This window comes from Kitasatospora sp. NPDC034023 (genome assembly GCF_055575795.1).
Genome location: NZ_JBVIRY010000034.1, coordinates 1 through 18,957 on the forward strand (window position 1 = coordinate 1; position 18,957 = coordinate 18,957).

The 18,957-nt window shown below is 71.9% G+C and carries 17 protein-coding genes and 1 pseudogene; 10 read left to right on the plus strand and 8 right to left on the minus strand.

Annotated features, from left to right (window positions below):
- Window positions 1–313 precede the first annotated feature (313 nt).
- A complete protein-coding gene (locus tag ACZ52R_RS33845) occupies window positions 314–2,266 on the minus strand; it encodes a glycoside hydrolase family 9 protein (protein ID WP_465754734.1) in 1,953 nt (650 codons plus the stop codon).
- Between the two features lie 224 nt (window positions 2,267–2,490).
- On the opposite strand from ACZ52R_RS33845, the gene ACZ52R_RS33850 reads away from it, so the two are divergent.
- Window positions 2,491–3,165: a winged helix-turn-helix domain-containing protein gene (locus ACZ52R_RS33850; RefSeq protein WP_465754735.1), complete on the plus strand. Its 675-nt coding sequence runs from the start codon at window positions 2,491–2,493 to the stop codon at window positions 3,163–3,165.
- Window positions 3,162–4,415 carry a sensor histidine kinase gene (locus ACZ52R_RS33855; protein ID WP_465754736.1) on the plus strand — a complete coding sequence of 418 codons (1,254 nt, stop codon included), beginning with the start codon at window positions 3,162–3,164 and terminating at the stop codon, window positions 4,413–4,415. Before ACZ52R_RS33850 ends, ACZ52R_RS33855 begins: the two co-directional genes overlap by 4 nt.
- 26 nt (window positions 4,416–4,441) lie before the next feature.
- Here the strand turns inward: ACZ52R_RS33855 and ACZ52R_RS33860 are convergent, their stop codons facing one another.
- Genes ACZ52R_RS33860 through ACZ52R_RS33875 form a run of 4 tightly spaced genes read right to left on the minus strand, consistent with a single transcriptional unit; the run spans window position 4,442 to window position 6,057 of the window.
- Window positions 4,442–4,777, minus strand: coding sequence for a hypothetical protein (locus ACZ52R_RS33860; protein ID WP_465754737.1), 336 nt, complete (start codon window positions 4,775–4,777; stop codon window positions 4,442–4,444).
- A gap of 31 nt (window positions 4,778–4,808) precedes the next feature.
- Window positions 4,809–5,120: a TfoX/Sxy family protein gene (locus ACZ52R_RS33865; RefSeq protein WP_465754738.1), complete on the minus strand. Its 312-nt coding sequence runs from the start codon at window positions 5,118–5,120 to the stop codon at window positions 4,809–4,811.
- Complete coding sequence (locus ACZ52R_RS33870) at window positions 5,117–5,464, minus strand: nuclear transport factor 2 family protein (protein WP_465623846.1); 348 nt, start codon at window positions 5,462–5,464, stop codon at window positions 5,117–5,119. The genes ACZ52R_RS33865 and ACZ52R_RS33870 overlap by 4 nt, the downstream gene beginning before the upstream one ends.
- Window positions 5,461–6,057, minus strand: a complete 597-nt coding sequence (locus ACZ52R_RS33875) for a TetR/AcrR family transcriptional regulator (RefSeq protein ID WP_360502583.1) — start codon at window positions 6,055–6,057, stop codon at window positions 5,461–5,463. The genes ACZ52R_RS33870 and ACZ52R_RS33875 overlap by 4 nt, the downstream gene beginning before the upstream one ends.
- Window positions 6,058–6,267: 210 nt before the next feature.
- On the opposite strand from ACZ52R_RS33875, the pseudogene ACZ52R_RS33880 reads away from it, so the two are divergent.
- From ACZ52R_RS33880 to ACZ52R_RS33895, 4 genes and pseudogenes are all read left to right on the plus strand, one after another.
- Window positions 6,268–6,494: pseudogene (locus ACZ52R_RS33880) on the plus strand (NUDIX hydrolase); the annotation flags it as partial.
- A gap of 496 nt (window positions 6,495–6,990) precedes the next feature.
- The gene (locus ACZ52R_RS33885) at window positions 6,991–7,479 is read left to right on the plus strand and encodes a hypothetical protein (protein WP_465623848.1); all 489 of its coding nucleotides are present in this window, start codon (window positions 6,991–6,993) and stop codon (window positions 7,477–7,479) included.
- A gap of 222 nt (window positions 7,480–7,701) precedes the next feature.
- Window positions 7,702–8,598: a polysaccharide deacetylase family protein gene (locus tag ACZ52R_RS33890; protein WP_465754739.1), complete on the plus strand. Its 897-nt coding sequence runs from the start codon at window positions 7,702–7,704 to the stop codon at window positions 8,596–8,598.
- A gap of 245 nt (window positions 8,599–8,843) precedes the next feature.
- Window positions 8,844–10,406, plus strand: a complete 1,563-nt coding sequence (locus ACZ52R_RS33895) for an amino acid permease (protein ID WP_465754740.1) — start codon at window positions 8,844–8,846, stop codon at window positions 10,404–10,406.
- On the opposite strand, the gene ACZ52R_RS33900 is transcribed toward ACZ52R_RS33895, so the two are convergent.
- The 3 genes from ACZ52R_RS33900 to ACZ52R_RS33910 all read right to left on the minus strand — a co-directional run bounded on the left by ACZ52R_RS33900 (window position 10,357) and on the right by ACZ52R_RS33910 (window position 13,293).
- Window positions 10,357–11,031 (minus strand): TetR/AcrR family transcriptional regulator, encoded by a 675-nt coding sequence (locus ACZ52R_RS33900; RefSeq protein WP_465623852.1) that lies wholly within the window; start codon window positions 11,029–11,031, stop codon window positions 10,357–10,359. The two genes, ACZ52R_RS33895 and ACZ52R_RS33900, sit on opposite strands and share 50 nt — an antisense overlap.
- A gap of 103 nt (window positions 11,032–11,134) precedes the next feature.
- The gene (locus ACZ52R_RS33905) at window positions 11,135–12,385 is read right to left on the minus strand and encodes an MFS transporter (protein ID WP_465754741.1); all 1,251 of its coding nucleotides are present in this window, start codon (window positions 12,383–12,385) and stop codon (window positions 11,135–11,137) included.
- Window positions 12,382–13,293: a pirin family protein gene (locus ACZ52R_RS33910; protein WP_465754742.1), complete on the minus strand. Its 912-nt coding sequence runs from the start codon at window positions 13,291–13,293 to the stop codon at window positions 12,382–12,384. The genes ACZ52R_RS33905 and ACZ52R_RS33910 overlap by 4 nt, the downstream gene beginning before the upstream one ends.
- A gap of 495 nt (window positions 13,294–13,788) precedes the next feature.
- Here ACZ52R_RS33910 and ACZ52R_RS33915 point away from each other — a divergent pair, with 495 nt between their 5' ends.
- From ACZ52R_RS33915 to ACZ52R_RS33930, 4 genes are all read left to right on the plus strand, one after another.
- On the plus strand, window positions 13,789–14,628 hold the full coding sequence (locus ACZ52R_RS33915; protein ID WP_465754743.1) for a TrmH family RNA methyltransferase: 840 nt from the start codon (window positions 13,789–13,791) through the stop codon (window positions 14,626–14,628).
- A gap of 157 nt (window positions 14,629–14,785) precedes the next feature.
- A complete protein-coding gene (locus tag ACZ52R_RS33920) occupies window positions 14,786–15,958 on the plus strand; it encodes a serine hydrolase domain-containing protein (protein ID WP_465754744.1) in 1,173 nt (390 codons plus the stop codon).
- A 138-nt stretch (window positions 15,959–16,096) separates the two neighbouring features.
- A complete protein-coding gene (locus ACZ52R_RS33925; protein ID WP_465754745.1) occupies window positions 16,097–16,933 on the plus strand; it encodes a phytanoyl-CoA dioxygenase family protein in 837 nt (278 codons plus the stop codon).
- 501 nt (window positions 16,934–17,434) lie between these two features.
- On the plus strand, window positions 17,435–18,913 hold the full coding sequence (locus ACZ52R_RS33930) for an alpha/beta hydrolase (RefSeq protein ID WP_465754746.1): 1,479 nt from the start codon (window positions 17,435–17,437) through the stop codon (window positions 18,911–18,913).
- Window positions 18,914–18,957: the final 44 nt, after the last annotated feature.

The window sequence follows — 18,957 nt, forward strand, 5'->3', positions numbered from 1 at the left end:
TGGCCGCGCCGGATACCGCCTCCTACGCCAGCGCATCCTGCTCAGCTGACACACACTCAGAAACGATCACAGGCTACGAAAATCTTGTATGAGCCTGATTCATGACACTCCCCACCTGGTGGTGGTCGGCGCCCCGCCGCCTGTCAGAACCCGCTGCGACGCACGTGCGGAGGAGCGGGCCCAGGCGTGCTCGGTGCCGCGCAGCGCGAGGGCCGTGGTGCGGTTGCGCCAAGGGTCGGATCGGCTCGCCGCGGCTGTGCTCCAGCGCGTCCGGTGCGCGGTGGCGCGGCGGCGTGCTGCTTGTTGCTTGGTGTCAGCTGCGGCTGGTCTCTGGGCTCTGGGGTGCGGCGGAGAGGGTGAAGGAGAGCAGGGCGGTGGCGGTGAAGTCGTCTGCGGATTCGACGGTCTGCCAGGCGCCCACGTGGTCCATGAAGCCGCTGCCGTGGCCGTCGAACGCGGCGAAGGGGTTGCCGTCGTTGGTCGGGCACTTGCGCATGCCGGGGAAGGAGTTGAGGTCCTTGAGCTTGTCTGCCGCGTTGGGGCCGTTGACGACGCCGCCCCGGAGGATGTCGCCTTCGCCGTTCAGGTCACCGGCGAGGTTGGCGGGCTGGTGTTCGGGGCAGTGCGGGAAGGTGCTGCCGGCTCCGATGACGAAGGAGGAACCCCAGGCGTTGGCGCCCAGTGTCCAGTTGCGCTGCTGGGTGGCGAACGCCTCGTAGTGGGAGTCGCCGGTCACGCGCTGGTACAGCTGGGCCGTGGCGGCCAGGCCGAAGGTGTGGGGTACGGAGTCGAAGTCGGTGTAGACGGCGCCGGCCCGGAAGGGGTCCTTGGCGGCGCGGGAGCTGCCGTCGTCGAGCTGGCGCTTGAGGTCGGCGACGAGGTCGCCGCGGGTGGCCTCGGTGCTCTGGGCGCCGGAGTCGAGGAGCTTGGCGAGGTCGGCGTGCGCGAGTGCGCTGACGTCGCCGAGTCCGAGGGTGCCGAGGGTGTCGGAGGCGAGGTACTGCTTGGCCCAGTGGCCGGCCTGCTTGGTCCAGCCGGCCGCCCGGCTGTCGTCGAGGGCCTGCGCGGCGAGGGCCATCTCGGTGGCGCCGAATTCCATGTCGTCCTGCCAGGACGCCTCGGGGTAGAAGCTGTGCGGGAAGGCGGTGACGAGCTTGTCGCCGGGAGTGGTGTCCGCGAGTGCGTAGACGTGCGCGGCCTTCTCCAGCTCCTCGTGTGCCCGGGCGGGGTTGTCGGCGGCGTCCAGCTGTGCGGCCAGGGCGAAGGTCGCGGCCACGCGCCCGGCGAGGTTGGGGCTGATGGGCTTGCCGGGGGGCGCCGCGCGGAAGACCGGGCGGTGCTTGATCAGGTAGTTCGGGTCGCCGGGCTTGACCTGCAGAGCGTCGTCGGCCTCGGGCAGGCGCCAGTCGTCGTGGTCGGAGCGGATCTTGCCGGAGCCGTCGTCCGTGTCGCCCTTGCCCAGGCCGACCTGGGCGTAGAGGGTGCGGGACTTGTCGTCCCACATCTTGTCGAGCCAGTCGAGCCCGTGGCGGGCCTCGGCGGCCAGTTCCTTGCCGCCGACGGGCGTGGTCCGCTGCGCGAGCAGGAGACCGGCGGTGGAGTAGGACGCGGTGTGCGTGAACTTGAGGAAGTCACCGGCGTCGTTCCAGCCGCCGGAGACGTCGACCGGGCCGCCGACCGGCTTGAGGGGCGCGGTCAGGACCTTCTCGTCCCCGTCGTAGGCGGGGGTGTCGTACACGGTGGCCTGGCGGTCCGTGAGGTGGGAGGGCTGGCGCCGCAGCTTGGTGGGCACGACGTCGGCTCCGTCGCGCTGGGCCTGGAAGAAGCCGACGTTGTCCTGGATGAGCTTGCCGAACAGTTCACCGGCGGGTGCGATGTGGAACTGCGGGGAGACCGCGTTGATGTTCCCGAACACCTCCACCCGGTAGTCGCCGGGCTCGGTCAGGCCGGACAGGTCCAGGGTGTGAACGTTGCGGTAGGCGTCGTTCCACCGCCCGGTATAGCCTCCGACCCTGCCGCTCAGCACCTCCTTCCCGGCCGCGTCACGTACCCGGAAGGACGCCGTCGACGCGGGGTGGGAGGACATGAGGTAGGCGTGCTTGGTCTCACCGGGCGTGTAGCCGACCTGGTCGACACGCACCTCGGCGCGGGGTGCTCCCGCCAGGGCGTCGGATCCCTGAGCGGACTGGACACAGAAGACCGCGACGACCGAAGCGGCCAGGCCTGCGGCGGTGATGCCGATTACACGAGTACGAATCTTTGCCATGCCCGCACACTGTCAGCCGGCCCATGAGGCCAACATGAGGAAGCCCGGGCAGCCCCCAGAACCAGATTCCCCGGCCCTCCGACGGCACAGACACACCGCCCCGCACGCGGAAGTCCATCCGGCCGCGGCGTGACGGCACCGGGCCTTCGGACACCGACCGGATAACGGCCAAGCACCGCTACAGCGGCGTTCGTACCCTTTTCGGCCCAGTAGGCTCGCCCGTCATGCGTGTACTTGTCCTGGAGGACGACCCCGAACTCGGCCCCGTGATCATCAGAGGCCTGCGCGAAGCCGGCTTCGCCGTCGACTTCGCCGGCGATCTCGCCGACGCCGACTTCAAGCTCGCGGTCAACACCTACGACTGCCTCATCGCCGACCGCATCCTGCCCGACGGCGACGCGCTCACCCTCCTCGCCGCCCAGCGCTGGCGGGGCTCCACCCTGCCGGTCCTCCTGCTCACAGCCCTGGACGCGGTCACCGACCGCGTGGCCGGCTTCGAGCACGGCGCCGACGACTACCTCGTCAAACCCTTCGCCTTCGCCGAACTCAGCGCCCGGGTGCGGACCCTGTGCCGTCGCGGCCAGCCCGCACGGCTGCCCGAGCTGCGGGTCGGCGACCTGGAACTCGACCTGCCGCGCCGCCGGGTACGGCGAGCGGGCGTGCTCCTCACCCTCACCGCGAAGGAGTTCTCCGTCCTGGAGGTCCTGATGCTGCGGGCCGGCGACGTGGTCACCCGCACCGACCTCATCGAACGCTGCTGGGACGAGCAGGCCGAACCGCTCTCCAACGTCGTCGACGTCCTCATAGGCCAACTGCGCCGCAAACTGGGCCCGCCCGAACTCATCCGGACGGTGCGCGGTGTCGGCTACCGCATCGACGACCAGGCCCCGGGCCTGTGACAACGCGCACTCCCGCCGTCGCACGCCTGCACCGCGCCCGCTGGGCGATGACCCTGCTGTTCGCCGCGACCACCGCCGCCTGCCTTCTGGTGCTCGCCGTCATCGCGGTGCGCACCGACGGCCGGTCCCGGACGGACGAACTCGACAACGGCGTCAGCCACCGGGCGGACGGGCTCGCCCGCACGACGTACTACGACGGCGGCGTCCTGCACCTCGACGCGCTGTCGGAGGACGACCTGGCCCGCAGCGCCGAGATGCTCGGCGTCCTCCAGGCACCCGAACACGCCCGGCCGCAGATCCGCTACGCCCGCGACTCCCCCACCGCCCTTCCCGGCCAGGCGGCGCTGGACGAGATCTGGCAGCAGGTCCAGCACGACCAGGAGACCGTCCTGGTCAGCGCCGACGTCGACGGCCGGGAATACCAGTGGGCCGCGGCCCCTGTCTGGGACAACGACAGGATCGGCGCCGCCGTCCTGGTCGGCGCCGACCCCGCCCGGAGCCTGGCCGCCCACACCCGACTGCTGCACTGGCTGGCCGCGGGCTGCGCGGCCCTGGTGCTGGCCGCCGCCGCGGTCGGCCACCTCCTGTCCGGGCGGGCCATGCGACCCGCCCTGCAGGGGCTCGAACAGCAGGAACAGTTCCTCGCCGAGGCGGCACACGAACTGCGCACCCCGCTGGCCACCCTGCGGCTGGTGGTCGAAGGCGGCAGCACCACGCCGACCCGGGCACCCGCAGCCCTGGACGAGGCCGTCCGACTGGTCGACCGCCTGGGCCGCCTGGTCACCGGCCTGCTGGCCCGCGCCCGCGTCGAAGCCGGCACCCAGGAAATCGAGCTGACCCCGCTACGGCTCGACCAGCTCGTCGAACAGACCGTCGAGGAACTCCCCGACCACACCGGCGTCACGCTCACCACCGAGGCCGCCATCGTCAACGGCGACCCCGAACTGCTCGCCCAGGCCGTCCGCAACCTCGTCGAGAACGCCCTGCGCCACGGCGGCGGCACCCCGGTCGACGTGAGCGTCACCCCGGGACGCATCACCGTCCGGGACCACGGCCCCGGCATCCCCGCCGAAGACCGCGCCCGGGTCTTCGAACGCCGCGTCACCGGACCCGCGAGCACCGGCACCGGCACCGGCCTCGCCATCGTCCGCTGGGTGGCCGAACTCCACGGCGGCACCGCCCAGCTCTCCCCGGCCCCCCGCGGCGGGACGCTGGCCGAGCTGCTGCTGCCCCAGCACACCGACACCTGAGCCGGCCCCGCCCGGCCCGACCATCCCTACCGGTCGGCCAAGCGCCGAGGTCGGAGCGAGCAGGAACCACGTCGCCGGTGAAGCGGGCCGGTTCGAAGGCCCGCATCACCGGCGACGTGGCGTTCCCAGGCCTCGCCCATGGCCGGGAGGTCCTGCGCCGAGAAGGAGTCGAAGGAGCGCTCGACCAGTGTCCGGATGACCTGTTCGCGAGTCAGCGGCGTCCCGTCGAGCGTGCCGTCCGGTCTACCGGCGGGTGCCTGGAACATCTCCTCGCGGCTGACCCGCAGGCGGGCCTGGGCGACGAAGTTGCGGAACGGGATCGGGGCCGCCGCCCACGCAAAACGGGCCGTTCCCTGAGACATCCCAGGCGGGTTACAGCAACGGATCGGCTGATCAGCGGAGTGCCGTGCGGGCCAGGGAGCACAGCTCAGCCTGATCGTCCATCGCCTCCACCGGGACGCTGTAGTAGGAGTGCACCACCACCTCGCGGCCTGCGGCGTGGTAGGTGAACGGCTTGGATCCGGAATTCGCATGGGACGAGCGGGCCGCGCTGTCGACGCGGAGGTAGAGGGTGTCCATCACCATCGCGAACTGCCTGCCGTGGCGGCGCAGTGCCCAGCCACCGAAGTAGCGCTGGATGGTGACCTCGCCGAGCGGCGCCAGTTGATCGGCGACGTACTCGGCGAGGCTGCGAGATCCGCTCACGCGGGGAGGAAGAACCCGGTGATGTCGGCGAGTCGGCCGTCGCGGTGGAGCGCGGTGCTCACGCCCGCCATGGCGGGTTCGTCCTGCTCGCCGAGCTGGGTCCACCGCGCGAGCGAGCGGTCATGGTGGTCGAGGACCTCGTCTATGCGGAACCGGTGCCCGGGGAAGGCTCCTGCGAATCCGGTCATGTAGGCGGCCAGCTCGGTCAGCCCGCTGACCTCCGTGCCCGGGTCCCGGTAGGCGACGTCTTCGACCGCGACCGTGCGAAGGGCGGCGAGCCGCTCGCCGGGGTCGGCCGACCAGCACGCGGCATAGTTCGTCCAGAGCTGCTGTGAGTCACTCATCGCTGTCCCTCTTTCATGGGGCCGATCGACGCGATCGCGCCATCGGTGATGGTGTGCAGTTTCGTGTGGGGCGTGCCGGCTCTGACCAGCACCAGGAGCCCCTGATAGAGCGCCAGCAGCCGGGCTGCCGACACCTCGACGTCCAGATCCGCCGACAGCAGGCCCAGGGCGCGGGCCCGCGTCAGCGCGTCGGCGAAGCCGGACTCGATCACGTCCAGCCCTCGGCGCACTCCGGCGGTGGCCTGCGGAACGGTGAAGGACTCCACGGCGGTGTTGGTGAGCAGACAGCCCGGATCGGGATCGAGGCCGGTCTCGAACGCCGAGGTGAAGAACGACCGGATGCCCGCCACGGGGTCAGTCGGTTCCAGGAGGTGGACCCGGACCCGGCCCTGCACCACCTGGTCGTTGTAGGCGTCCAGGGCAGCGCGGAACAGGCCGTCCTTGCTTTCGAAGACCCGGTACAGGCTGCCCGGGTGCAGCCCGGTCGCCTCCTCGATGTCCCGCAGCGAGGCGCCGAGGTAACCCCGGTGGCGGAACAGTCGCATGGCGGAGGCCAGTACCTCCGCCTGATCCCAGAGCTGTCTGCGGCCCACCGAAACCTCCGTAGTTGAACGACTGCTCACAAAAAATAGCACGCCGGCCCGACCAGTCGCTCCCGGGCAACTCCACCAGGCCCACCAACCGACCCCACGGAAGGTCGCCGACAGCGTTGTCCTCGGCAATCGGGACTGAGCACGCGACCCTGTACCTGGAGCTGCACCGGATCGAGGCCCTCGGTGTGGTGCGGGCCGCCGCGGCGCGGCCCCGGCTCGGTCACCGAGCGGCTGCACTTCTACGCCGCCCCTACACCCCGGCCCACCGCACCGGAAACGGCGGCGGCCTCGAGGAGGACGGCAAGGACATCGAGGTCCTCGAACTTCCCTTCGCCGGCGCCCTCGCCATGGTCCGCGACGGACGCATCACGGCTGGCAAGACCATCCTGCCCCTGCAACGGGCCGCCCCGGACGGCCCCTTCGTCACCACGGCGGGCACCGGCTCACACCGCCGCCCCGGCCCTGGCGCTCCGCCAGGGCCGGGGCGGCGGTGGCGCTACGATACGCGCATGCATGCCATCAGTGCCGGTGTCCGCACGCTCATGAACGCAGTCGTCAACGGCGATCCGCTCTGGCCTGCGGTGACGCTCTTCCTGGTGTCCTTCCCGATCGCGATCGTCATCGGCGCGGTTCGCGCCTCCCGTAGGTAGCGCGGCACGCCTGCCGCGCCCGTTCACCCGGGTCACGACGCCGCCGGTCCCGGGCACCCGGGGCCGGGTCGGCTCGCCGTCATGCTGCTCCAGCCGTTGCCGAGGAGATGTGAAGTCCACACCGTCGTTGCGGGACGGTATTCAGGGCGAGATACCCGAGTGAGGCCGGCCTCATCGCCATGAATACGAAGGGCGAAATATGCCTTTTTTGGGGGGGAGTTGCGGGAGTTACGCGACTGAAAGGGTTTTACGAAGACCGGCCCCCATCGTAGGCTCCACGATCATGAGCGATTCCCCCGCAAAGCGTCACTGGCGCATGTCGATATTCCTCTGGATCGGCTTGCCCTTCATAGCCTTCGTCGGCATTGCCAAGGCCGCGCCTGATCTCGTACCGGCCTGGAAGGCGCAGAGCGGCAGCGGAGTCGTCGGGACGTTCACTGCCGTCCGGGAGTCCTGCAGCCACGGGTCCTGCGACTTCTACGGCGGCTGGAAGGCGGCGGACGGCGCTTCCACGCGCACGGACGTCCTCCTTTACGACGGACCGGATTCCATGCGGATCGGCGGGACGGCCGCAGCACTGGACTCCGGTGCCCCTGGCGGAGTCTTTTCAACGGGGGGCGGTTCTTCCTACCTGCTGGTGACGGCCTTTGCCGTTGGCGGTCTGGCGGCAGCAATTGCCTGGCCGGTGTTTCTCTGGCGCACCTGGCGCACCTGGCACTCTTCGCGCGGGCGCCGCACTTCGTCACCGGAGTCAGCTGAGGCAGCCGCCTGACGCGGCATCGAGAGAACGCGCCTCCGCAGTTCGCTGAACTGGGCCGAGTAGGAGCCTGGCACCGCCGCCCGGGCGGCGGTGCCGGCGGCGTCGGTGAAGGACGGCTCGCTCGTCAGTTGGTGATCGGCAAGCTCGTGGATGTTCACGAGAGTTGACGGTGGTGTCGCCTCGGGGCAGGCATATTCCGGTGCGTGACTTCCGGCTGGGTCTCAGACTGCGGACATGGATGAAACCACCAATCCCGCGGCCGTCGCGCCTGCGGAGCAGTCGAGTCAGTTACTGGGGTACCCACCTGGTGCGCGGCTGTTGATCGTCAACTGCGATGACTTCGGGATGTATCCGGCGATCAACGCGGCGGTGATCGGGTCGATCGAAGAGGGCATCGCGAGTTCGTGCAGCCTGATGGTCCCGTGTCCCGCGGCGCCGCAGGCCATGGAGATGCTCAGCCGACGCCCTCGGATCCCGTTCGGAATCCACCTCACCCTGGTGTGCGAGATGCCCGGCTTCCCGTGGGGGCCGCTGACCGCCAAGGAACGAGTCCCCTCACTGCTGGACCACGCAGGCGAGCTGTTCTCGCCGTCGCCCGCCGGACGGGCGGCCTTGCTCGGCCAGGCGCGGCTCGATGAGATCGAACTCGAGTTCCGCGCCCAGATCAACGCCGTCGCCGACGCCGGGCTCACACCGACCCACCTGGACTTCCATTGCCTGGCCGATGGCGGCCGCGACGACATCCTCGACCTGACCGTCGTGCTGGCCGCGGAGTACGGCCTCGCGGTCCGGGTCTGGCTCGAACCAGGGCGCCGGACGATGCGCGAACGCGGGCTTCCGGTCACCGACAACGACTTCCTGGACAGCTTCTCCCTGAGCATCGAAGGAAAGACGGCCGGATTCGTTCGAATGCTGCGCGACCTGCCGGCTGGACTCAATGAGTGGGCGGTGCATCCCAGTCTGGGCGACGAGGAGTCGCAGGCCGTCGACGGTGGCTGGCCCGTGCGTCGGACGGACTACGAGTTCCTGACTTCGCAGCAAGCCCGTGATGTTCTCCAACAGGAGGACATAGCCGTGATCGACTATCGAACGGTCCAGCACGTCTGGTCCCGGGGCACGAGCTTCGGATGAGCGATCCGGCCCCTCACACGTGCGGTGACGGGCCGCTGATCGGCCGCGGTGGTCAGCCGGCCTTCGCCGGCGCGTGGCGAGGCACCGGCAGGCTGGGGAATTTCACCCCGGGGCCGGGCCGACGGCCGTCCCGCACTCCGGTCGACGGGTGTCCACGCCTCGGTCGGACCGGCCGGAGGACTTGATCACGACGGGCGGTCGGGGCCAGGATCTCCCCCGGTTGGATCACAACGGGGGGAGACGTGATGTCCGAGGACCGGTCGGTCAGTCGTGGGCTGAGACAGCGCCACATTGCCATGATCGCGCTGGGTGGTGCGATCGGAGCCGGGCTGTTCGTCGGCTCCGGCGTCGGGATCGCAGCGGCGGGGCCCGGGATCGTGGTGTCGTACGTGGTGGCCGGGGTGCTCACGGTGCTGGTCATGCGGATGCTCGGCGAGATGTCCGCCGCCCGCCCCGGCTCCGGGTCGTTCGCCGCGCACGCCACCCGCGCCTGGGGGCCGTGGGCCGGGCTGCTGGCCGGCTGGATGTACTGGGCGCTGCTGGTGGTGAGCGTGGCCGCGGAGGCGATCGGGGCGTCCCGGATCGTGGCGGGATGGCTGCCGCAGGTGCCGGCCTGGGTGTGGGTGGCGGCGTTCATGGCGCTGTTCACCGGGACGAATCTGGCGGGTGTGCGGCACTTCGGCGAGCTGGAGTTCTGGTTCGCCGGGGTGAAGGCGGCCTCGATCTGCGCGTTCATCCTGCTCGGCGCCGCCGCCGTGCTCACCGGCCGGACGCCGGCCGCGGAGAACCTGACCGCGCACGGCGGCCTGCTGCCGCACGGCTGGCACGGGGTCGCGGTGGGCACCATCGCGGCGGTGTTCGCGTACGGCGGGCTGGAGACGGTGACCATCGCCGCCGCCGAGTGCGAGGACCCGGTGGCCGCGGTGCGCCGGGCGGTGCGCACGGTGCTGTGGCGGGTGGCGCTGTTCTACATCGGCTCGATGGCGGTGATCGTCGCCGTGGTGCCGTGGGACGACCCGGCGGTCGCCGGCGGCCCGTACGCGGCGGCGATCGGCCGGATCGGGGTGCCGGGCGCGGCGCAGCTGATGAACGCCGTCGTGCTGGTGGCCCTGCTGTCAGCGATGAACGCCAACATCTACGGCTCCTCGCGGATGCTGCACGCCCTCGCCACCCGCGGCGACGCCCCACGTCTGCTGACCCGCCGCGGCCGGTCGGCCGACCGCGGCGGCGACGGCTCGGCCGACGCGGCCGGCACCTCGGCTGCCCCGACCGGCACCGGCCGCGCCGTGCTCGCCTCGGCCGCGTTCGGCTTCGCGTCGGTGGTGCTCAGCCTGCTGTGGCCGCGGACCGTCTTCCCGTTCCTGCTGAACTCGATCGGGACGGCGATCCTGGTGGTCTGGATCCTGATCGCCGCCTCCCACCTGCGGCTGCACGGCCGGCCGCAGCGCACGGACGGGCCGCAGCAGGAGCACGGGCCGGAGCAGCAGCGCGGGCCGCAGCAGGCGGCCCCGATGCGGGGCTTCCCGTACCTGGGCTACCTGGCGCTGGCGGCGATGGCCGGGGTGCTGGTGTTCATGCTGGTGGACCCGGGCAGCCGCAGCCAGGTGCTCTGCACCGGCGCGTGGACGGCGGTGCTGCTGCTGGTGGCCGGGCTGCGGCGGCGCCGTCGCCGGCCGGACGCCGCTCCGGCCGCGGCGCCGACGTCCGCTGCTCCGACCGTGACGGCGGCCCCGGCCGCCGGGCCCGCCGTCGCCGTGGTCACTGCTCCCGCGCGTACCGTGCCAGGAACAAGTCGACCCCGGAGCTGATCATCCGGTGCATCTCGGCCTCGTCCAGTTCGGCCTCCGGGCTGAACGTCCGCACCAGCTGCGGCACGCCCACCGTGCAGGCGACCAGCTGCTGCACGGCCAGCGCCGGGTCCTCCACGGCGAGCACGCCGCGGCGGTCCAGTTCGGCGAAGGCCTCGATCAGCGGGCCGTTGTTCATGTCGTAGCTGACCCGGTACCAGAGCTGGCCCAGCTGCGGGAAGCGGTCGATCTCGCCGATCACCAGGCGGCGCAGCGACATGATGTCGGGGCGCAGCAGGATGCGGGTCCAGTCGAGGGTGAGCGTGATCAGTGCGGAGCGCAGGTCGTCGGCCTCGGCGATGGTGGAGTTCCACGGCTTGAGGTCCTCGTAGGTGGTGGGCAGTATGCCGCCGATCACCGCGAGGAAGAGCCGTTCCTTGTTCCCGAAGTGCTTGTAGATGGTCGCCTTGGAGACACCGGAGCGCGCGGTGATGGCGTCCATCGAGGCGGCGGAGTAGCCCTCCTTCAGGAACTCGGCCAGGGCCGCGTCGATGATCGCCTGCCGGCGCCGCTGGGCGGCGTCGACCGGGCTCGGGATGATCGGGATGCCGAACTCGTCGGTCGGCTGGGGGCTGTCGGCGGCCATCGGGGTTCTCCTCGGGGTGCTCGGGGGGAGACGGTACGGACCAGCATAGGAAACTGAACGGTTCGGTCGGTACTCCTGGCGCCCGGCCCGGCGGCGCGTCCGGTCAGTGCACCAGCGAGGCGACGTACGGGCCCAGCCCGGCGATCCGCTCGCCGAACACCGCCAGCTGCGGGCCGAGCGCCGCCCCGAGCAGGAACACCAGGTTGAACAGCCCGATCGCCTCCGACCGCCGCTGCGGCGCCACGGCCTCGGCGGCGGCGCCGGTCAGGACGCCCTGGCCGCCCGCGGTGACGGAGGCGCTGGCCCCGGCGCCCAGCAGCACCAGCGGCGCCCAGGGGCCGAACGCGGCGAGCGCGAGTGCGGCGAACGAGACGCCGAGCAGCAGGCCGGTGGTCCGCCGCAGGCCCAGCCGGGGCGCGGCGCGCACCAGCGACCAGGAGAGCAGCGCGCCGGTCAGGGTGGCGAGCGAGCCGACGGCGCCGGTCTGGACCGCGCTCCAGCCGGTCAGCGCGGCGGCCCGCCGGGGCGCGCCGTACACCAGGCCGAAGTTGACGGTCGTCAGGACCAGCATCACCGCCGCGACGGCCCGGAAGCGCGGCACCGCCAGGGCGTCCAGGCCGAGGAACGAGCGGCACGCCGCACCCGCGCCCGCGCCCCGCGCCGGCTCCACACCCACACCCACACGCGCGCCCCGGGCCGCCTCCGCCTCCGCACCCGTGCCCGGCGCCGCCTCCGGTCCGGCGCACCCGCGCAGTGCGGCCGGCAGCACCGCGAAGGTCAGCACCGGCAGCACCAGGCAGGCCCGCCAGCCCAGCCCGGCCGCCACCGCCGCGCCGATGAACAGCCCGGCAGTGCCGCCCGCCGCGCTGCCGATCGCGACGACCCCGGAGGCTCGTCCGTCCGGTTGGCGCGCGGCCAGCTGGAAGGCGGCCACGTTGAATCCGGCGGCGCCGACCGCCAGCAGAGCGCGCCCGGCGACCAGCGGGCCGAGGGCCGCCCCGGCGGCGAGCGTGACCAGCACGCCGAGCAGCAGCGCCCCCGCGGAGGCGAGCAGCAGCGCCCGGGGGCCGCGCCGCCCGGCAGTGCCGGTGAGCAGCGGGGTGCCGAGCATCATGCCGAGCCCGTAGCCGCTCATCAGCCAGGCGGCGGAGTCGGGGCTGGTGTGCAGCTCCCGCGCGATGGCGGGCAGGACGAGGCTCGGACTGGAGAGTCCGGCCGCTCCTGGGGCGGCGACCGCCGCGAGCAGCAAGCCGGTCCGGAGCGACCCCTGTACGCCCCGGCCGGCGCTGCCCGTCGGCGGCTGCGCCGAGCGCGTGCCCGCCCCTGCCGCCGTGTCCAGCACTCCCGGACTCACGCCGGGATCCTCCCGAACTTTCCGTTCGAGAAGTCGAGTTGGGCCTGCCGGAGCTCGGCCGCGGTGTTCATCACGAACGGGCCGCCGCGGGCCACCGGCTCGCCGATCGGCTCGCCGGCCAGGACCAGTACCTCGGCCGGGCCGTCCGGCGCGGCGACGGCGATCCGCTCGCCGTCGTGCGCCAGTACGGCGAGTTGGCCGTCCGCCAGCGGCGCGTCGGGCAGTTCGACGGCGCCGGAGAGCACGTAGACGGCGGCGTTGTGGCCGACCGGCACGGTGAATTCGGCCCGCCCGCCGGCGGCCAGCACGGCGTGCGCGAGCAGGACCGGCAGGTGCGTCTCGAAGGGTCCGGCCACGCCGTGGCTGCGGCCCGCGATCACCTTGACCCGGCTGCCGTCCTCGGTGTGCACCACCGGGATGGTGTCGGGCCCCTGGTTCTGGCTGCGGGCCGGGAGGTCCTTCAGCCGGGCGGGCAGGTTCACCCAGATCTGGAGCATGTGCTGGCGGCCGCCGTGGGCGAGCAGTTCGGCGGTCGGCTCGTTGGAGTGGACGATGCCGGCACCGGCGGTGAGCCACTCGACCTCGCCGGCGACGCTGGTGCCGCGCCGGCCGGTCGAGTCGGCCCAGTCCATCGAGCCCTCGATGAGGTAGGAGACCGCCTCGAACCCGCGGTGCGGGTGGGCGGGGGCGCCCTTGGCCTCGCCGGGGGCCAGCAGCAGCGGACCGGTCTGGTCGACCATCAGGAACGGGTCGAGCATCGGGAGCTCGGCCACCGGGAACGGGCGGCGGACGGGGAAACCGGCGCCCTCGAAGGTGTGCACGGGATCGATGACGGTGGTGGTCGAACGGACGGGGGCGGTCGAACGGACGGGGGCGGCCTGGGCCGCGGCGAGCTGAGTCGTCGTCATGCCTCAACTGAACTACACGATCCAGTTCAGAGTCAAGACTGAACCGTCTGGTTGATCAATTGAACTGAACGGTTCAGATTCATCCGGACCTCCCCCGGCGGCATACCGATGGGACAACAGCGCCTCCTGGAGCGCTCGTCGGCTTCGACACCACTGGGAGTACCAAGAGGCCCTGCGCTCGTGCTCGGCAGCCGTCGCAGCCACCCGTCCGAGACCTCCGCTCGGCCGCCACCTCTCAGGGTCGAAACGGCAACAGCCACGCACTGTCGTGCTCCTCTCCCGTGGCCGCAGCATGTCGGCGACTTCGCCCGCAGCGGTCGGCATCGACGGGCGACGCACGCGAGTTCAGGGTCTGAGTTGCCGTCAGCACCGCTTCTGCGCACTCGCCGCCACGGGCCGGTCATGATCTTGCGGGGTGTAGTGTGTCGAGAGGTGCTGGTGCGGACTCCGTCGGGGTGGAGCGCACTGCAGATGGCGGTCGACTTGGGGGGTCAGGTGCCGGCGATTCAGCGGATCATGTCGCGCAACGCGCGCTTCCAGCAGTGGGAATCACTGCTCGGCAACCGCAACAAGCGGACGCGGGCGGGAGAGTTCCTGGTCCAGGGCGTACGTCCGATCTCCTTGGCGGTCCAGTACGGCTGGCCCGTCCGGGCGTTGATCTTCGACTGCAAGCGGAAGCTGTCCCGATGGGCGCAGGAACTGCTGCGGACGCTCGACGCCGAACAGATCGCCATGGCACCCGAGATGCTGGCGGATCTGGGGGAGAAGAACGAGAGCGCGCCGGAAGTGGTCGCCGTGGTGGAGATGCCGGCCGACGATCTGAGTCGGCTGCGACGGGCCGGGAACAGCTTCCTGGGTGTCCTGTTCGACCGGCCGACCAGCCCCGGCAACATCGGCAGCATCATCCGGTCCGCGGACGCCTTCGGTGCGCACGGGCTCATCGTCTCGGGCCATGCCGCAGACGTATACGACCCCAGGGCGGTTCGGGCCAGTACGGGATCCCTGTTCGCACTGCCCGCCGTGCGCGTGCCGTCGCCCGACGACGTGATGGCCTGGGTCGGCGAGCAGCGGGCCGAGGGGCAGCCGATCGCCCTGGTCGGCACCGACGAGAAGGGTGACTGCGACGTCTTCGACTTCGACTTCACCCAGCCGGTGCTGCTGCTGATCGGCAACGAGACGTCAGGGCTGAGCAGCGCTTGGCGGGAGTTGTGCGACCACACGGTCAGCATTCCGATGAGCGGCTCGGCGAGCTCTCTGAACGCGGCGAACGCCGCGACCGCCGTGCTGTACGAGGCTTCGCGGCAGCGGCTCGCCGCCGTGAACCGCCCGGCCTGACCTATACCCCTCCCGGCCCCTTCGACCCGACCAAAGCGCTCCTCGAAGGGTCGGGTCGACTCACCGTCACCCCTCCTAGCGTTGGTGCTACGACCTGCGCCGCCCCGGTGTGTCCGAGGCGCAGGCCCGGTTGGACCAGCCACCCGAGGAGGAAGAGATGACCGTGAACGACACTGGCACGACAGGGGGCGATGCCGGCCTGGCGCCGCCCGACAGTGCGTTGGCCGGTTTCGTCGAGGCCACCGCGACCGGGTCCGGGATCCCCGGTGTCGCCGTGGCGGTGTGGGCGAACGGCCAGGAGACCTTCGCCTGCCACGGTGTGACGAGTGTCGACGACCCCCTGCCGGTCACCCGGGACACCGTGTTCGCCCTGGGGTCCGTGACGAAGACGTTCACCGCGACCGCCCTGATGTGGCTGGTCGAGGACGGGCTGGTCGACCTCGGCTCGCCGGTGCGCCGCTACGTGCCGCAGCTGCGGCTCGCCGACGAGCAGGCCGCCGTGCAGACGACCGTGTCGGACCTGCTCAACCACACGGCCGGACCGGACCGCGGCCCGGTCCTCGACACCGCGGAGGGCGACGACGCCCTGGCCGCCGAGGTGGCCCGGCGGATAGACCTGCCGCTCCTGGCAGCACCCGAGGAGCGGGCCTCCTGCAGTCAGGCCGGCTACAACCTGCTCGGACGGGTGATCGAGAAGGTCAGCGGGATGCCCTACGAGCAAGCCATCGCCGAGTTCGTCCTCGACCCCCTAGGACTCGAAGACTCCCTCTTCGCATCCGGCGACGTGCCGAGGTGGCGCTTCGCCGCCGGACACACAACAGACGCAGAAAGAAAGTCGGCGGTCTCGCGACGCCGGAACGGAACCCGCGCGAACAGCCCCGGAGGGGGCCTGTCCTCCTCGCCTGCCGACCTGTTGCGCTGGGCACGGTTCCATCTCGGCGACGGTCGGACGCAGCGTGGCGAACACCTGCTCCCCGCCGACTCGCTGCGGCAGATGAGGGAACCACCCGGCACCGTGCGCTCCAGCGCACTCGCCGACGCGATCGGGACCTGCTGGGTCCTGCGCGATATCGATCAGGTACGCACCGTCTGGCAAGGCGGCTCGGCCTTCGGTCAGTTCGTCGAACTGCTCCTGGCGCCGGAACGCGACTTCGCCGTCGTGTCCGCCTCCAACGCCGGGCCGCAGGGCATCCCCGGCAGCCATGCCATCGTCCGATTCGCGCTCGAGCACTACGCGGGCCTGGTCGACCGTGACCCCGAGGACGAGCACGGCCGCGCCCCGGGCGTCGACCTCGCCGACCGGCACGTCGGCCGGGCACCGACATCCTGACCGGAACAAGCGGCGACCGGCCGGACACCCGGCCGGCTCCCGGACGTGGCCGAACGGGTCGGCGGTGCCATGAAGCGCCGGTCTGCGCGGCACCGGAAACCCACTAGCCGTCCACCGACTGCGATGGAAAGTAGCAGCATGCGAGATGTTCTGACGTCGGATCAGATCGACCGATTCGTTTCCGATGGCTTCATCCACCTCGAAGAGGCATTCTCCCGGTCGCTGGCCGATGAGTGCCGGGCGTTCCTGTGGCGCGAGACCGGTCTTGATCCGGACGATCCCGCCACCTGGACCCAACCGGTGGTCAGGCTGTGGGGATACGCGCAGGCGCCGTTCCAGCGCGCCGCGACCACCGAGCGCCTGCACGGTGCGTTCGACCAACTGGTCGGCCCGGGCCGCTGGTTGCCGCGTATCGGCCTGGGCACTTTTCCCATTCGCTTTCCGCACCCTGACGATCCCGGCGACACCGGGTGGCACATGGATGCCAGTTACACGCCAGAGGGGGAGACCGGCTACTGGCTCAACCTCCGCTCCCGTGAGCGGGCGTTGCTGATGCTGTTCCTGTTCTCGGACGTCGACGCCGACCACGGGCCGACCCGGATCAAGGTCGGCTCGCACCTGGACGTTCCCGCCTTCCTGGAGCCGGTGGGCGAACGCGGTATCGACGGGATGGAGCTCTGCCGGACCATGGACACCGCGGGCAAGCTTGATGCCCCTGACCGCCCGCCGGCGCTCGCCACCGGGCGAGCCGGAGACGTCTACCTCTGCCACCCGTTCCTGATCCACGCCGCCCAGCCCAACCGCGGCACCCAGGCGAGGTTCCTCGCTCAGCCTCCGCTGTACTCGGCCGCCCCGCTCGACCTCGACCGCACCGATGGCGCGTACACACCGGTCGAACGCGCGGTGCGGCTCGGACTGCGCCAAACCAGCGGCTCAACGACTCGGCAGGGGCAGCCACCCCTGGGCCGGCAATAGCCGCCGAACCACCGGCCACTGGTGGAGGCTGCCGGATTGCCTTCTTCCCAGGCGAGTTGGCCGATCGCCAGAACCAGGCAGGCACGTGTCACAGGGTCGTCCTCGCGAGTGAGGAGGGCAGGCAGGGCGGCCGGGGGTCTCCGGGTGGGGGCAGCGCGGCTGCCAGGGCGTAGGCGGTGGCCACCGCCCTGCCCCGCCCTGCCACCGCCCTGGCGGACGGTGCCCGAGCCGCTGCCAGCGGGATGCCAGCGCTCTGCCAGTGAGGTGCGGAACTGTCGGATGTGCCGGGCGGTACGCCGCGACACAGGAGCGCGCGACTGTCCGGCCCGTTGACGAAAGGGCACTCACGTGACTCGCACCTCCCCTCCCACCAGCCCCGCGGCAGGCCCACGCCGGCCCAAGACTTCCCGTGCTGCAGTCCGACGGTCGGTGGCCTCGTGGCGGCTCGGCGCGGGAGCCGCCGCGGCCGCGCTCCTGGCCGCGGTGTGTCCAGGGACCGCCGTGGCCGCGCCGGACACCGCCCCGGTACCGCGACTCGCCTGGGCGACGTGCGCGGACGGCTTCGAGTGCGCGACCGCCCGCGTCCCGCTCGACCACCACGATCCGCGCGGCGCCGGGATCGACCTCGCCGTCATCCGGCACCCGGCTGGCGACCCGGCCCATCGGATCGGCTCGCTGTTCTACAACCCGGGAGGCCCTGCCGTGGCCGGCACCGTGGCTCTGCCCCTGATGCTCGGCCAGTTCCCCGAGGAGGTGCTCAAGCGCTTCGACATCGTCAGCTTCGACCCGCGCGGCACCGGCGGCGGCGCACCCGTCCAGTGCTTCGACGACCCGGCCGACGAGCAGGCCCTGCTGGCCGGCACGGCCGCCGGCTACCCCGAGGGCGCGGACCAACAGAACGCCTGGGCCGACGCCTACCAGCGCCTCGCCCGGCAGTGCGCGGCCCGCAACCCCGCCCTGCTGGCGCACATCTCCACCGCCAACGTGGCCCGCGACATGGACCTGCTCCGCCGGGCGGTCGGCGACCGGCAGCTCACCTACCTGGGCACCTCGTACGGCAGCTACCTCGGCGCCACCTACGCCAACCTGTTCCCCGGCCGGGTTCGCGCCATGGTCCTCGACAGCGCCCCGGACCCGGTGGCCTGGTCGACCGGCCACGGAAACCAGGCCACCACCACGGGCCCCCTGCTGCGCAACGGCAGCGACGTGGCCGCCGACCGCGTCCTCGACGCCTTCCTCGACCGGTGCGGCCAGGCCGGCCCCCGGACCTGCTCCTTCTCCGCCGGAACGGCTGCCGCCACCCGGGCCAGGTACGGCGAGCTGCTCCAGCGGCTGCGCACCCGGCCGGTCGCGGTCGGCGGCGTGACCTTCACCGCCGGCTCGGCCGTGGAGGCGACGATCCTCTCGCTCTACGCCGCCAACCCCGTCCCGAACCTGCCCGGCACGGGCTGGACCCGGCTCGGCGCAACCCTCCAGGCGCTGTGGGCCGCCACCGAGGCCCCGGCCCCGCCGGGCACCCCGCTGCCGCCCGTCCTCCACCGGTCGCCGGACCAGGCGCTCGCGGTGGCCTGTTCGGACAGTGCCTACCCGCCCGCCCGGGCCGACTACCCGGCCCTGGCCGCGTACGCCCGGGCCCGCTCCGGCGAGGCCGGCCCGTACTTCGCCTGGACCGACGAGCGCTGCGCCGACTGGCCCGCCCGGGACCGCGACCGCTACGACGGCCCCTGGAACCACCCGACCGCCCGGCCGATCCTGGTGGTCGCCAACACCGGCGACCCGGCCATGCCGTACGAAGGGTCCCACGCGATGGCCCGCTCGCTCGCCCGCGCGCAGCTGCTGACCGTCGACGGCTACGGCCACACCGTGCTGGCCAACCCCAGCGACTGCGCCGCCCGGCACGAGACCCGCTACCTGATCGACGGCGCCCTCCCCGCCTCCGGCACGGTCTGCGCACCCACCCAGCCGCCGTTCAGCGGCTGATCGCACATCCGCCCTGTCGCGCCACCCACCCAGGGTGGCGCGCC

Excerpts from the sequence above, each read along its gene's own strand:
- ACZ52R_RS33850 (WP_465754735.1), top strand. The coding sequence starts at position 2,491 with ATGCGTGTACTTGTCCTGGAGGACGACCCCGAACTCGGCCCCGTGATC.
- ACZ52R_RS33895 (WP_465754740.1), top strand. The coding sequence starts at position 8,844 with ATGTCCGAGGACCGGTCGGTCAGTCGTGGGCTGAGACAGCGCCACATT.
- ACZ52R_RS33910 (WP_465754742.1), bottom strand. The coding sequence starts at position 13,293 with ATGACGACGACTCAGCTCGCCGCGGCCCAGGCCGCCCCCGTCCGTTCG.
- ACZ52R_RS33900 (WP_465623852.1), bottom strand. The coding sequence starts at position 11,031 with ATGGCCGCCGACAGCCCCCAGCCGACCGACGAGTTCGGCATCCCGATC.
- ACZ52R_RS33885 (WP_465623848.1), top strand. The coding sequence starts at position 6,991 with ATGAGCGATTCCCCCGCAAAGCGTCACTGGCGCATGTCGATATTCCTC.
- ACZ52R_RS33890 (WP_465754739.1), top strand. The coding sequence starts at position 7,702 with ATGGATGAAACCACCAATCCCGCGGCCGTCGCGCCTGCGGAGCAGTCG.
- ACZ52R_RS33870 (WP_465623846.1), bottom strand. The coding sequence starts at position 5,464 with ATGAGTGACTCACAGCAGCTCTGGACGAACTATGCCGCGTGCTGGTCG.
- ACZ52R_RS33845 (WP_465754734.1), bottom strand. The coding sequence starts at position 2,266 with ATGGCAAAGATTCGTACTCGTGTAATCGGCATCACCGCCGCAGGCCTG.
- ACZ52R_RS33925 (WP_465754745.1), top strand. The coding sequence starts at position 16,097 with ATGCGAGATGTTCTGACGTCGGATCAGATCGACCGATTCGTTTCCGAT.
- ACZ52R_RS33920 (WP_465754744.1), top strand. The coding sequence starts at position 14,786 with ATGACCGTGAACGACACTGGCACGACAGGGGGCGATGCCGGCCTGGCG.
- ACZ52R_RS33860 (WP_465754737.1), bottom strand. The coding sequence starts at position 4,777 with ATGTCTCAGGGAACGGCCCGTTTTGCGTGGGCGGCGGCCCCGATCCCG.